This window comes from uncultured Kordia sp., assembly GCF_947489565.1.
In the GTDB taxonomy this organism is placed as follows: domain Bacteria; phylum Bacteroidota; class Bacteroidia; order Flavobacteriales; family Flavobacteriaceae; genus Kordia.
Window position 1 is genome coordinate 380,759 of record NZ_CANLEA010000001.1, and the last position, 13,681, is coordinate 394,439.

Here is a 13,681-nt window from a genome sequence, read left to right on the forward strand (position 1 = left end):
AATTTCATTTTGTTAATGCATCCAACTAGCTGTTGAACATCCTTCACAACACCAACGTCCTCCATTAGCAACAAATGCTTTTGCTTCCTTTTTAGAAACATTGTGTGTGTACTGTCCGCCACCACAAGAATCATCATGGTCTCCAGGAATCGTACAAGGAATAAATGCTGAACACGTTCCAGTCCCAGTTCCTGCAATAACAGTATTTTGTTCTGCCTTTGTTAAAATAGTAATTCCTTCTAAATTTAAAATGTTTTGTAACATAATTTAAGTTTTAATTATTAAAATAGTATTCTTGAACATTTAGAGACACTCAAGATGTATGTCTTTTTTAGCAATACTATTTTTATTATCATGATACTTTTAAATACCACTCATGAAGAAACAACAGTAAATGTTGCTCTATTCATGAGTAAGCTAAAGTTGCTTTAACTTATAGTTTGGCTATGTATAAAGGAAGGTTCTTGTGGGATTGAATTGAATGTTAATTCTTATTCAAATATAAGTAATAAACTTACATTTTTGTAAGATATTGTATTAGCATTCAAAAAAATGTATAAGCGTTACATTATGTGTGTTAAATAATATTAATACTATTCTTTTATTCCTTTAATTGTCTTAATCATTTTTCCATTAGTTTCAATAGCTATGTAATATATTCCGCTATTTAATACTCTTTTATTTACTATACACTTTCGCTAAATCTCTTACTGTATAGCATTGTTTATAATTAACACTTTTACTTTTTGTAAATGCCTGATCACTATCTATCCACTTAGTATCAAGATCAGAGCAACCAGAAATCCAACCGAAATGTCCTGTTTTTGAAAGCACTTTATAATGATAACCACAATTTGTGTCATTAATGACATCAAACACGATGAATGCTCGTGCTGATATTTTCCCTTTTTTGGGAATTTTCATTGTGTGTACTGCATTTCCACTAAGCTTGGGATTATCATACATTAACACCGTGTCTGATTTGGGAATAAGCGTACCAAGGAGACAATATTCCTTGCTACCTGACATTGCTAATCGCTCAAATACTGATGTACCCACTGCCAATTGTTCTTTAGAAAAATTGTTATTGGGTACTAATGAAGCATCAAATTCTTTTGGTGGAGTACTCATACGCTTGTAGGTAAATAGAAGCCCCTCACTATCAATAAGCTTCATAGTTGATTTGGTAATACTCGATACACTACTTGGTCTACTTCCATTTTCAAGCAACTCCTTTTTTATTGATGTTGGAACTTCATTGCGATAGAACTGCACGAGTTCTTTTTCAGCAGTATTTGATGCATCACTTCCTTTAAATTTAATTTTAAGTGATGGGAAATGCGTATCAAATAACACCTTATTATTTTTTACTGACCATGTACCATTTGATGCGATGATAAATTTCATGGTAAAAGAACCTCGATCATATCGGTAGGTAATCCTCAGTTCTTCATCACTGACAAACTTATTTTCTTTGTAGTATTGGTTTTGAGCAAATACTTTTAAAGTCGTTTCTATTTCAAGCTGTGTTTCCAAAGAACCATCTCCAGAATCTTCTATACTTTGAGGTTCATCTTTGAAAATACTGTACCATGTGCCAACAAGATAATGTTCAACTTCTTTATCATGATTTTTATGTGTTTGTGAAGTACATGAAGATGAACAAAAAAGTAGTACCAGAATAGCAGCATGTAAACGTAAGGTAAGTACGGGATAAATACGTTTCATAATAAATGTGTTTTAAAATTAGTTCTAAACCAAATATAGAAATTAATTTTAACAACAGGGCATTTAAGCCCTCTATTTTTGAAAGTGAAAGGAATACATTGAAATTTTATGAATAATGTATCATGTCACTAACTAAGGAAGAGCAAAACTTTATCAAGAAACTGGGTAAGAATATCGTAGCAATACGAGAAAAAAAAGAGATCAAACAAAAGGAATTGTCCGATTTACTTGATATGGATGATGGCTCATTGAGGAGGATAGAATCGGGTAGAACTAATCCAACTACAACTACGCTTCTGAAAGTAGCAAAGGCACTTGAAATAAGTGTTTCCGAATTATTAGATTTTGACTATTAACGTTCTTGATCTTTATCCTTTGCTTTATTTCCTTTAATCTTATTCAACTGCTGTAATCGAGATTTACTACGACTTTGTTCATACATACGTTGTCCGTCCTGTAATCCAATAAAGTAGTCATTTTGAGTTTTACTCTCAAGAAGTTGTTTGAGTAATGTTGGTTGATGTTGAGCTAAAATATACGCATGATTCACCCCGTTAATGTATTGTTTTTCGTTATTGATCCCCATAGCTAAAATGTTGATTTACGGTGAGACTCTAAATATGCCATGATGGAATCATAATCGTAGAGAATAATTTTCTTTTGTGGTTGCGAGTAGGAGATAGCGCCTGTATCACGAAGTTTCTGAATGGTAGTTCTGCTTTTGATGTTCAAAAGTTGCATAGCACGTTCTTGTGATACCCACTTTTCTTGTGGGAGTTTGTGTTTTTCTTTGATGCGATCAACAACTTGTTCTACAAGTTCATAAAACGCTTCGTCATGTAGACAGATTACTTCCATATTTTAAAGGTACTAAATATTTAAAAGTCTACAACTGCGTTTAAAGCTTCATCTTCTTCTTTGTGAATAAAATTAGCTTGGTAATTGATAGTTGTAGTGATGTTTGAGTGGCGATACAATTTCTGTAAAGTCTGTATTGGAATTTTATCACCCGAAATATTACCAAAGGTGTGACGTGCAATGTGCATGGTTATCTTTTTGTCAATCTTGCATTTGGTGGCGATAGAGGCGAGGTACTTACTGAATTTTTTGGTTGCAGTTTTTGTTTTTGCTAAAATATCTTTTGGAGAATCAAGGTTCGCTTTCTTCATTTCGGGAAAAATAAAGTCATCATTTCTTCGTTGTTCTTCCCGATATTGCTCAATGATAGCGATTGCTTTTTGTGGTAATTGAAGTGATAACAGTTTATTGTTTTTATTCATGCGATAGTGAAGCCGACCATCATAAATATCACTCCATTTGATTTTCAATACATCACCAACACGCATGCCTGCAAAGTAGAAACTAAAAAGCCATACATTACGTGCGTGTTGTTCTTGTGGCGATAGCTCATCACTTGTTTCAATGGCTTGTACTTCTTCAATGGAAAGTCCAACCTTCTTAGATTCGGGAAACTTAATCGTTATCTTCCCTTTTCCAAACGGATAGTACTTTTGTTCAACAACACCATTTCTGATGGCACGATTAAATAAGGTGCGTATCACAACAAGGTTATTAACAACTGATCGCTGACTGACACCTTTTTCAGTTTTGAGATATGACATGAACTTTCTGATAAACAATTCATCAATTTCACGAAAACTAAGTACGGGAGATTTTCCAAATTCAATAACATAGTTCACACGCACTTTATCCGCAGATAACTGATTCAGTTTATTATTAGCTTCTAGTTCGTTGAGGTATTCTTGTCCGAGTTCGTTGAAACTTTTGTCGTTCATTGGATTTTTAATCTCCTTCTTAATCTGCTGAGAACTTATCTCCATATCATTGGATTGCAAGTCAATGAGCCTTTTATTAGCTTCCGCAAGTTTAGCAGCGATGAGGTTGTTCAGTCGTGCGGAATTTGGATGTGATTTTCGTACCTTACGTTCGGCTTCATTCCAATATTTCTTGTCAATATAGTGGCCTGTATAGATGTATGAGGGCTTACGATTTTTAATGATTCTTACCACTAAAGGAAAAAGCCCTTCTTTGTTGGGTTTGTTTCTAAGGAGTACTTTTACACTTGTTGCCATTTTGTTATCTTTTATCTAAGTTACGAAATTTAGGTAAAACATAGGTAAAACATTTGGCGTTTTTTCATGGTTTTTTATAGACAATTGAAATGACTTAAATTCGTTAAAATGTTGTTTTTCAGTATATATAAGTTCAAGTGGGTTCAAAAAGAACTGGATTCAAAATCCAGTTCTTTTGGGAGTGTGGGTTCGATTCCCACCTCGAGTACAGTAAAAGGCTTTAATAGAAATGTTAGAGTCTTTTTTTATTCTTACCTAAAACATACCTAAAACAAATCGTTGTCTTAGTTTCCTAAAACAGATTTTATAACGTTATACGAGTTTTATAGCCCAAAAGATAATCCCCGTTTCTTTTTGATTATAGATCACAGGATCAAATCCTATTGTGATCTGTAATCAGATGAATAGTTTATGATGAACTATCTTCTAATTATTTTGACAGATTCTCTTTTTACAATTTTTGGTGATATAACTTTAGTCCTTGATTCTATTTTAGCTCCATTTAATCTCAAAAGTATTATTTCGACACTAGTACTGGCGATCTCATGTACATCTTGACGAATTGTAGTAAGTTTAGGGAAAACTCTGTTGGCTAAAGGGATATCATCGAAACCGAGTAATGAAAAATCATTTGGTACAGTATATCCAATCCTGTTAATTTCATGTAACAATAATTCACTTTCTTCGACATATAAATCGAGAAACATGAAATTAATAAGACAGTTTGGTATCCTATTTGATGTAATAAAAAACGAAAAATTGTATAAGTTTTGCCTAAAATTTAACGCTTATGAAGTTTTTGTTACGCTTATACAATATCTTACATGAACATCAGTTTTTATTTCTATATTCGGTAAGAATACAGTCCTACCCCTAATATCTAACATATTACAGCCACCTTTTTAATTTGAACAAGTATCACTTGTTTGGAAACAGGATAGGTATGTCCAATTTTTAAGAATACATATTAATTACATAAACATTAGATTTTTACATTATGAGTGAAGAAAACAATAACAAACAAACCTTGTTTCGGTTTGTAAGCTTTAGAAATCCAAATTTAGCAGAAACAAAAAATACAAATCTCAAATTTATTCAGAGAGAAGAAAAACTTACAGGTGTTTTTGATCAAGTTATTGCAACAGCTACACAAACAAAATATCATGCGTTATTAGTTGAAGCTTCAAAATTTCAAATTGCAATAAAGGATGTTCAAATTTTAGAAGACGGACCTTTTAAAAGCTTACTAAAATTAGGGAAGTTAATTTCAAATAAAACAACCTTGTCAGCTACTGAATTGACGTTATGTAAGGATGAACATGATAGATATAAAGGCTCTGATGCATTAAGTAATATTTGGGACAACTTTATATACCAATATCTTACGCAAGAAGATTTTTATATAAAAGAAGCATTGGCACATATTTTAAAAGCATTCCATGTAGGATATGTGCAAACATTAAAAGCAGACGATGAACTCAAAAGAGTTAATGGAGATGATTTTGTAAAAGTAGCATTGAATGCAACCATAATCATTCCGTCTTCAATCTTAAACAAAGTCAGTACTTCTCCTATTAAGAAAATAACTGGAGATGAAAATAAATTATCAAGTAAAGACACAAGTTTACTAAATATAGAGCTAGAAAATTTTGAAAAAGAACAAAATGCTACAGAAAAAAATGAAAGTCTTTCTCAATTAAAATCAGAGATTGAAAGCATTAAAAGCACATATTGGGTGAATTATGAGAATGCATTAAAAGTTGCTAGAGACTCATACGAAAAAGATCATGGAGAAAATCTACAGGCCTATGAAAATCAGTTAAATATTATTGATGAACTAGAAGAAAATAAAGCGCCAGAAGAAGAGATTAAAGAAGCCTATGATCTTTTAGCTACGTATGAAGTTCCAGATTTTGAATTTTCTTATAAAGAAGAAGTAAACTGGGATGATATTTATGGCGGGTTGAGTGAAGCGTCGCTAGAATATTTCTTAGAAAATTTTGCAAATGCTACACAAAGAATTGAAACAGAAGTTGACCTTAGTAAATCTGATATAAAAGTTGCAAGTAGTAGTAAATTAGAAGTAGATACAAATTCATTCTCGTTTAGACATACAAATTATGATGCGGTTCTTTCGGACATCAATACACAAGTTGATGCAACGAATACACAAGTTGTAAACCAAGCAAATCTTTCACAAAATCAATATGCGAATGTTGGTGGTATTCTTGTGCCAATATCTAATACAACGAATACACAACCGAGACATCTATCGTATATATTGAGTGCTAAAAAACAAGGTATATTTACACGTAGAGGCTATGTGATGCTTCAAGTGCATGTAGAAAACTCATCATGGGCGGTTAGCAACGCTATTGTTTCTGCAACGACCAGTACAGGTGTTCATACTGAAAATATAAGTCATGTAGCGGTATTGAATAACAAACTTAATTTCCCAACATTTTTACGAAACAATATTCAAGGAATCACTTCTTTGACAATTCAGATTTTCTTTGCTAATGGAAGAGAAGCTACATTACAGTTAAGTACTGTTGCTATCAATAAATCGTATACAGGCTTACTGTCGTTAAAACCTGTTATCAGTGATCCTATCGGAGGAAATCCAAGCGAGCCAACTCCAACAACAGGAGAACACTTTGGATTAAAACGCTTAGGAGTTGCTGAGTATATGAAAGTAACGCAAAGCGTACATGCCTATGTGCCTGGCGAAGTTTCTAATATAGAAAATGTCATGGCAAGTGAACTGCGACATAAATCTATTAATGAGTTAACACGTACGGAAGATACTGTGACAACTACTACCTCTCAAGAAGTTGAAAAAATATCTGATACTACGAAAGTAAACCGTGCAGAAATGCAAACTGAAGTTGCCAAAGAACTGGAAAAGCAACGAAGTTTTAATGCGCATGCTAATTTTTCGTATGATTCTAAAGTCTATAGATTTGATACTGGAACTGCCTATGCTAGTAACAATGCACAATATACAAGCAATAGACAAGCTGTTACAAAATCACAAGAAGTGACAGAAAGAGCAATGGAACGCGTGCAATCGAAAATTTCGGAAGAACGTATCAGTAAAATTATTCAAGAAGTATCATTAACCAATGTACATGAATACGATAATAGAGGCGGAATAGGTGAAGGAGCTGAACGTCCAAAACATATTACTGGTGTCTACAGATGGGTAGATAAGAAAATGAAGAATCAAATTTACAATTATGGGAAACGTGCCATGTTTGAATTTATGATACCAGAACCAGCCAAACTACACCGTTTAGCTGTTGCAACATCAGAGCATACACTTACAGCTCCTGTTGATCCAAGAAAAGCACCAGCTCCACACAAAATGAGTAAAGCGACAACAGCTACTAAATCACTATTGCAATATTGGGCAGATAAGTATGGAGTACAGTTAACTCCAGAACCTCAAAATAAAATGCAAATCATAAAAGTAAATGGGAATCCGGGTGCTAGTGAAAATTGGGGCTTTACAAGTGATCCACAACAAATAGAAGATGACTATGTAGCTAAATCTGGAATTATAAAGTGGACGTTTAACAAGCAACAACGCACCGCAGGTTGGAGAAGAAGAGGGTCTTCATTTTCATACTCAAATTTAAAAGGAGGCACTTTTAGTGGTGGTTTAGGAAAAAGCGAAAACTCTAAAACGGGAAGTAATACGGTGAGTGGTCTAAACGTATCAGGTTCATTTGTATATGCTGCTAATGGGCGCAACATAAGTGTTTTTAATATAACGTTAGAATTAAATTTAGAGCCTTCTACATCATTAGTAAATGCGTGGAAGCTAGAAAACTTCAATGCGATTATTGAAGCATATCAAACCGCTTTAGATGCTCATAATGAGGAAGTGGCTAGAATAGAAGAAGAACAAGCGGCAAAAGCAGCAGAGCAAAAAGATGTGTTGGGTAATTTCTATCGTATTACTGAAAGCAATATTATCAAGCATAATTGTGTCGCGTATTTATTGCAAAATTATTTGACCGAATTAGGACAAGATTTTACAGATGGTGATAAAATGCTCAATTTTAGAGTCAATCTTGGTGAAGATTTAGATAGATATACAGCAAAAGCAAAATTCTTAGAACAAGCGTTTGAATGGAGCATTATGGACTATACATTTTATCCATATTTTTGGGCAGATCGTAAGCAATGGCAAGAAATGTATTTATCTGAAAATACCGATCCATTATTTAGAAGCTTTTTACAAGCAGGAATGGCACGTGTCATTGTAACGGTAAAACCAGGTTTTGAAGAAGCAGTACAGTATTTCTTAGAAACTGGAAAAGTATGGCTTGGCGGTGAAACTCCAATCATTGGTGATCCATTATATATGAGTATCACAGAAGAAATAAAAGAACCAACAGGTGTGCCACAAGGAAACTATTGGATTACAAGAATCCCAACAACGCTTACTATTTTACAGGCTAAGTCGGCAGGACTAGAAGTAACAAGAGCGTTGCCGATATTCCCAGAAGCTGAACCTGAAAATTGTGAAAACCCAGAGCAGTTAGAAACCGAAACTTCTTTTACGTTAGATGATGTGCAATTGGAAGCTACTGATAGATCAAGTACGTTACCAACTAATATTGTTACTCCTTAATAAATGCATATTTAAAGTAAGTGAGTTTTATTCTCACTTACTTTAAATTTTTTTTCTAAAAAATTAACGTATTTTATCAAAGATTTAACCGCAATTTGAAAAAAAAAATGAGACGAAGCAAAAGTTCTATTTATATAATAATTCTTATTACTGTTTTATTTAACTCCTGCAAAACCAGTGATTTTAAAGATGAATTTCAATGGAGTATTGAAATGTCTGCACCCAAATACTATCCAGTAGGTGGAGCTAAAGTTGATTTTGGAAATGCAGGAAACAGTAGCCTTACCAATTTTGATAATGGTTGGAAACGTCCTTACGGAATTGTGGTGGGTGAAAAATATAAAAAGCTACCGAAAGAAGTATTTATTAGCTATGCAAGTGCAGTTGAAAATTTGGTATACGAAGGAACGGTACCATTACCTTATGAGAAAATAAAAAAATTATTTGAAAAACACTGTAAAAACAGAGGGAAAGAAAGTGGCAAATTCCTAGTAGGTATGGCACCTGGTGGCTGGATACGTGTTTGGGTATATTTTTATATGGAAGATAAAATTACAGACGAAATTGAAATCATAAAAACAAAACTCCAAGGAAAAGAAGATCCTACTATGGGGGAAGATTTCCTTAATAAAAATTCTGACTATTGGTCAAAATACAAATACTACTGGGAGCATTTTGGCATACCGTTAGAAGTATGGGAAGAAAATGAAAAAGAGTATGATATACATTTTAATTTTTATCATCCAAACCCTAATTATGATATTAGTTTTCAATATTCTTCCAAAGATGGTACAAGAGATTATGGAGGTCATGAAGATCGAATCCTTATTAATGCTAAACTACCTGCTGATTTGGTTATTTTTTGGAGAAATAATACCAATGATTCTATAGGATATGATACACATATTCTCTTACCTAAAAAATTTACTGAAATAGTTGAAAACAAAAAAACTAAATCAATTGAAATGCAATTGGAAATTGAAAAAAATAATGAATATGGTGTTTTATATCTGGTTACAAGTAATCAAAAAGAAAAAATACTACGATTTAAAAATGAAAAGGTAAAAGGTGTTAAAGGGTTAGGACAAAGTGACTTTTCAGAAAAAGTAGAGTATTTCATGAAATAAAAATAAAAATGCAAAAAAAACATAACATTAATATACGAAACCCAGAATCTATTGGGATAGGAGATATAGACGTTTATAATACAGATAAAAGAAAAGTAGCTGCTTTACAATTAAAAAATAAAGTAAAGGTAAAAATACGTGTCGGTGTATTTTTTGATGGTACAGGAAATAATGGGTTTAATTCAGATGCTATTTACTATACAAAGAAGTTACCATTGACTCAAGAAGATATCAAAACGGAAGAACACAAAGGTTTTGATGTAGAAACTGATACAAGTTATTGGAATCCATATTCTAATGTGAAATTACTACATGATTTATATGAACAATCGGATCTTGATTTTACTAGAACAAATAGACAAGATCCACACCATTATCTTCAATTCCCAATCTATGTAGAGGGAATTGGTACTTTGCGTGACAAAGAGGATGATCTATTTGGCTCTGGCTTAGGGGAAGGGTCGAGAGGTGTTATCGCCCGAGTAAATTTAGCATGTCAATTTATTAGTGATAGAATTAGAAATGAATTTGACAAATTAATAGATATCCACAAAAAATCGTTACACCTAGAATCTCTACAATTTGATGTATTTGGTTTTAGTCGTGGTGCAGCAGCAGCAAGACATTTTTGTAATGAAGTGCTAAAAAGTAAAACTATCTATGAATTAAAAAAAGTTCCTTTTAAAAAATATACTCCCAAAGTACGTGATAAGGTAAAAAGAGAAGAATATCTTATGGAAATGGAAGCGAAAATAGATAAAGTCTATTACTCAAATAAGCAAAAAATAGTAGAACCTAGAAGCTATTTTTTAGGTGGGAAACTGGGGGAATTCTTAAAGGAGAAAAATATAAATTACCCTAAGAAAAATGTTCATATCGAGTTTTTAGGGGTTTTTGATACGGTAATCTCTCAAATATTAGAAAAAAGTTGGATTATTGATATAGCAAGAATCGTAGATACTTTTACTCCAGACGCTATCACTATACCTACACCTTTTACACCAATAAAGATTAAAAATCCAGTAAATTTTATTTCACGTATAAAAAAAGTAAATCCAGACGTGTCACATAAGCATATAAAAAATGTATTTCATATTTCAGCAAAAAGTGAATGGCGTGAAAACTTTCCATTGACTCCTATAGGAAGGAAGGAAAATAGAAAAACATTAAATGTTTTAGGAGCACACTCAGATATTGGAGGTGGATATTGGCATACTGAAGAAGAGCTGAAAATACTACACTATTTCGATGTAGGCTATGAGGCTTATAATGAGGGTAATGAAAAGGTTACTGAACTCAAAAACAAGCTTCGTAAATGGTATATTGATCAATTATTCTGTAATGATACCAATGATGAAATCAGATGGGAAACAAAACACCATATACAAATAACTCAAGGTTATGCGAATGGATCTCCTTATGGTGATTTTAAATTAATGGATCAAACCTTTATGGGAAATGATACAGAAAAATGGATTAATGGAGAATTATATGAAATTATTGGATATCACTTTCAACTTGTTTCAAAAAGAAAGTTAGATAATAGACTTTCTTTAGTATATATGAATGTGATGAAACATATTGCCAAAAAATTTGGAGGAGTTCCGTTAAATTTAACACCATCAAGCACAAAATTTCCTATTGAATATAAATTCCATTCCAACTATGATTTGACTTCATATCAAGAACGAATGATAAAAGTTGCAGATCAAATTTGGGAGAATGAAAAACCATTTGACCCTAAAATTTTCCGAAAAGAAAATGGTAGAATATTTTATAAAATAACACAACAACAACGAAAATATATCATGAAAAACTTTGTGCATCTATCGGCACATTTTAACTCTACAATTCCAATTCTAGATTTTTTTGATCATAGTGATTTTGCGTATGCAAATGTTCCTAACATGACCTTTGAAGAAGAATTTAAAGAGCCTCCTTATGAAAGAGAGCATTACACACCAGTATTAGCGAAGTTTGATAAAAATTAATAATAAATTCAAAGCATAGAATTACATTCTATGCTTTGAATAAGACTTCACTAAAAATTGACCACACTATCCAAAGCATTATCAAAACCTTTATGAATAAAGTTCGATTGATATTGAATTGTAGTTGTAATTGAAGAATGTCTATACAACCGTTGTAACGTTTGAATAGGAATTTTATCGCCAGAAATATTACCAAAAATATGACGTGCAATATGCATTGTTAGCTTCTTATTGATTTTAGCTTTTTTTGCAATTTTTTCGAGATACTTATTGAACTTTTTATTAGCGGTTTTTGTTTTTACAAACTCAATCTTATCATTTTGTAATCACTAAATGATGTGAATAGACTCTATATGCGCCTTTTACTTTTAAGATATAGGTTCCTGTAGGCAAACTTTGTGTGTTAATTTCAGTTGATTTTTTCGAAAAAACATTTCCTATAAGCAATTTTCCATTCATGCTATAGATTTGATATTCTTTCCCCGTAAGATCTTCATCTAATTTTATAGAAATACTGTTTTTGGCTGGATTTGGATACACTTCCATATTGACAGCTTCAAAACCTTGATTGATGGAAGATCGGGAAGAAGTTGGAAGACACACAGGAACGCTTATTCCTCCACTTTTAGAAGCTCCACTTTCATTGTATTCGCCTTCATCTTCAGATTCAATGAGTTTGAAATTGTATTCTGTTTCACAGGTTCCTGATTTTGTGGTGCCTACTTGGTCAGTGACACAGCAATTAGTCAGATCTGGAAGTGTAGTCATGATAGCACCATTAATTTCTGGGATTCCGTAAAGTGCTGCAGTTTTAGGGTCTACGCCGCCAGCCAATACATTTCCAGATGGAACTGAAACTGCATCAAACAGTTTGGAATCTTCTTGCCCGTAAATATTCGAATTTGCCAATGAAAAAGAACTTGTGATATCTGCAAGATATTTGTATTTGTCTAATTCTCCAGCAATGATAAAATTTGAAGTTCCTGAAACCTGATGAATACTTTCTAGCATATTTCCTTTTACAGTTGTAGTAGAAGTCGTTCCTTCAATATTAACACCTTGTAATGCTTCTCCGAGTTTGTTTACTTTCATGACAAAACCGTATGAGAAATTTTCATACACGTCACTTTTACCACCAACGACCATAAAATTTAGATCATCAGTTTCAATAATTCTTCTAGGAATGTGATGTCCATGACGTGTATGTGAAGGATGGCGGACACTAAGTTTGGTAATTACTGTTGGATTTGATCCAATGATGTAAAAAAAGAATCCTCCACCATTAAGATTGGTTGCCACTACAGCAATTTTATTATCTGACGTCAAGATTGCATCTTCCACTCTTTGTGAACTAAGGATGTTAATGCTGCCTGAAGAAATTAAACTTCCATCATTGCCATTTAAAATAGCCATAAATAAACGATCTAAATGCCCTGCTTTAGTTTTATTTCCTATGACAATAATATTTCCTCCAGGTGCTTGAATAACTTTTGAGGCGGAGAGATTGTATGTTTCCAAAGAAATTAAGGTGCGCCATCTGATGCTTCCATTTTGTCTAATGCGAAACACAGGAATCTTAGAAAAAGAATCTTTTTCTTTTAATGTTCCGGCAATGACCAATTGAGAATTCGAAGTGATAAGGCTACTACCAAAAAAATCATCTGCTGTATGTCCATATGCATTACTCCATAATTGTGTTCCGTTGTTTGAAAATGCTGTGCAATACATGTCAGATTTACCATTTCCAAAAGAATCAGTTTGTCCAGTTACAACTGTAATATTAGTATTGACTCTATGAACTTTGAAAATAGTGTCATTTTGATCTCCACCAACTTGCGCACAAAACTGTCCATAAGAAATGTTGGTGAATAATAGAGTTACTAAAATAGTAACTGGATAAAAAATAATGTTTGTTTTCATAATAATTACATTTTTAATTGAGATTATAAAACCGGTTTTGTCTTGTATTAATTAATACTTCAAAAGTAGTTTTGGATCGTATGTATTATCAAGAATTTAAGAGGACAAAAGTGTGACAATCGTAGTGCTTTTGGTAGTTTTATCTGGATATGGGACAATTGTAGGACAGGTGTAGTTTGG

The 13,681-nt window shown here is 32.7% G+C and carries 11 protein-coding genes, 1 tRNA gene and 1 pseudogene; 5 read left to right on the forward strand and 8 right to left on the reverse strand.

Going from position 1 to position 13,681, the window contains the following annotated elements:
• Positions 1-12: 12 nt before the first annotated feature.
• Together Q0845_RS01745 and Q0845_RS01750 are read right to left on the reverse strand one after the other, a co-directional pair.
• Entirely contained in the window at positions 13-264 is a 252-nt protein-coding gene (locus Q0845_RS01745; protein ID WP_046756456.1) for a hypothetical protein, read from the reverse strand.
• A 414-nt stretch (positions 265-678) separates the two neighbouring features.
• The gene (locus Q0845_RS01750) at positions 679-1,728 is read right to left on the reverse strand and encodes a hypothetical protein (protein WP_298508195.1); all 1,050 of its coding nucleotides are present in this window, start codon (positions 1,726-1,728) and stop codon (positions 679-681) included.
• Positions 1,729-1,850: 122 nt separating this feature from the next.
• Here Q0845_RS01750 and Q0845_RS01755 point away from each other — a divergent pair, with 122 nt between their 5' ends.
• Positions 1,851-2,084, forward strand: coding sequence for a helix-turn-helix transcriptional regulator (locus Q0845_RS01755; protein ID WP_298508198.1), 234 nt, complete (start codon positions 1,851-1,853; stop codon positions 2,082-2,084).
• Here the strand turns inward: Q0845_RS01755 and Q0845_RS01760 are convergent.
• The 3 genes from Q0845_RS01760 to Q0845_RS01770 are packed head-to-tail and all read right to left on the reverse strand — an operon-like array spanning position 2,081 to position 3,821.
• The gene (locus Q0845_RS01760; RefSeq protein WP_298508200.1) at positions 2,081-2,314 is read right to left on the reverse strand and encodes a hypothetical protein; all 234 of its coding nucleotides are present in this window, start codon (positions 2,312-2,314) and stop codon (positions 2,081-2,083) included. The two genes, Q0845_RS01755 and Q0845_RS01760, sit on opposite strands and share 4 nt — an antisense overlap.
• A gap of 2 nt (positions 2,315-2,316) precedes the next feature.
• Positions 2,317-2,586, reverse strand: a complete 270-nt coding sequence (locus Q0845_RS01765) for a helix-turn-helix domain-containing protein (RefSeq protein ID WP_298508203.1) — start codon at positions 2,584-2,586, stop codon at positions 2,317-2,319.
• A 20-nt stretch (positions 2,587-2,606) separates the two neighbouring features.
• Positions 2,607-3,821 (reverse strand): site-specific integrase, encoded by a 1,215-nt coding sequence (locus Q0845_RS01770; RefSeq protein ID WP_298508206.1) that lies wholly within the window; start codon positions 3,819-3,821, stop codon positions 2,607-2,609.
• Positions 3,822-3,952: 131 nt separating this feature from the next.
• Here Q0845_RS01770 and Q0845_RS01775 point away from each other — a divergent pair.
• A tRNA-OTHER gene (locus Q0845_RS01775) sits at positions 3,953-4,029 on the forward strand.
• A 211-nt stretch (positions 4,030-4,240) separates the two neighbouring features.
• Here the strand turns inward: Q0845_RS01775 and Q0845_RS27880 are convergent.
• Positions 4,241-4,528 (reverse strand): substrate-binding domain-containing protein, encoded by a 288-nt coding sequence (locus Q0845_RS27880; RefSeq protein WP_367180634.1) that lies wholly within the window; start codon positions 4,526-4,528, stop codon positions 4,241-4,243.
• 290 nt (positions 4,529-4,818) lie between these two features.
• Between Q0845_RS27880 and Q0845_RS01780 the strand changes: the two genes are divergently transcribed.
• The 3 genes from Q0845_RS01780 to Q0845_RS01790 all read left to right on the forward strand — a co-directional run bounded on the left by Q0845_RS01780 (position 4,819) and on the right by Q0845_RS01790 (position 11,581).
• The gene (locus tag Q0845_RS01780; protein ID WP_298508209.1) at positions 4,819-8,463 is read left to right on the forward strand and encodes a hypothetical protein; all 3,645 of its coding nucleotides are present in this window, start codon (positions 4,819-4,821) and stop codon (positions 8,461-8,463) included.
• Between the two features lie 95 nt (positions 8,464-8,558).
• Positions 8,559-9,590, forward strand: a complete 1,032-nt coding sequence (locus Q0845_RS01785) for a DUF2931 family protein (RefSeq protein WP_298508212.1) — start codon at positions 8,559-8,561, stop codon at positions 9,588-9,590.
• A gap of 8 nt (positions 9,591-9,598) precedes the next feature.
• On the forward strand, positions 9,599-11,581 hold the full coding sequence (locus Q0845_RS01790; RefSeq protein ID WP_298508215.1) for a DUF2235 domain-containing protein: 1,983 nt from the start codon (positions 9,599-9,601) through the stop codon (positions 11,579-11,581).
• Between the two features lie 50 nt (positions 11,582-11,631).
• Here the strand turns inward: Q0845_RS01790 and Q0845_RS01795 are convergent.
• Positions 11,632-11,886 (reverse strand): annotated as a pseudogene (locus Q0845_RS01795) (tyrosine-type recombinase/integrase); the annotation flags it as partial.
• 10 nt (positions 11,887-11,896) lie between these two features.
• Positions 11,897-13,501: a T9SS type A sorting domain-containing protein gene (locus tag Q0845_RS01800; protein ID WP_298508218.1), complete on the reverse strand. Its 1,605-nt coding sequence runs from the start codon at positions 13,499-13,501 to the stop codon at positions 11,897-11,899.
• Between the last annotated feature and the right edge of the window lie 180 nt (positions 13,502-13,681).

Coding starts and splice junctions, on each gene's coding strand:
- Q0845_RS01745 (WP_046756456.1), bottom strand. CDS start 264: ATGTTACAAAACATTTTAAATTTAGAAGGAATTACTATTTTAACAAAG.
- Q0845_RS01750 (WP_298508195.1), bottom strand. CDS start 1,728: ATGAAACGTATTTATCCCGTACTTACCTTACGTTTACATGCTGCTATT.
- Q0845_RS01755 (WP_298508198.1), top strand. CDS start 1,851: ATGTCACTAACTAAGGAAGAGCAAAACTTTATCAAGAAACTGGGTAAG.
- Q0845_RS01760 (WP_298508200.1), bottom strand. CDS start 2,314: ATGGGGATCAATAACGAAAAACAATACATTAACGGGGTGAATCATGCG.
- Q0845_RS01765 (WP_298508203.1), bottom strand. CDS start 2,586: ATGGAAGTAATCTGTCTACATGACGAAGCGTTTTATGAACTTGTAGAA.
- Q0845_RS01770 (WP_298508206.1), bottom strand. CDS start 3,821: ATGGCAACAAGTGTAAAAGTACTCCTTAGAAACAAACCCAACAAAGAA.
- Q0845_RS27880 (WP_367180634.1), bottom strand. CDS start 4,528: ATGTTTCTCGATTTATATGTCGAAGAAAGTGAATTATTGTTACATGAA.
- Q0845_RS01780 (WP_298508209.1), top strand. CDS start 4,819: ATGAGTGAAGAAAACAATAACAAACAAACCTTGTTTCGGTTTGTAAGC.
- Q0845_RS01790 (WP_298508215.1), top strand. CDS start 9,599: ATGCAAAAAAAACATAACATTAATATACGAAACCCAGAATCTATTGGG.
- Q0845_RS01800 (WP_298508218.1), bottom strand. CDS start 13,501: ATGAAAACAAACATTATTTTTTATCCAGTTACTATTTTAGTAACTCTA.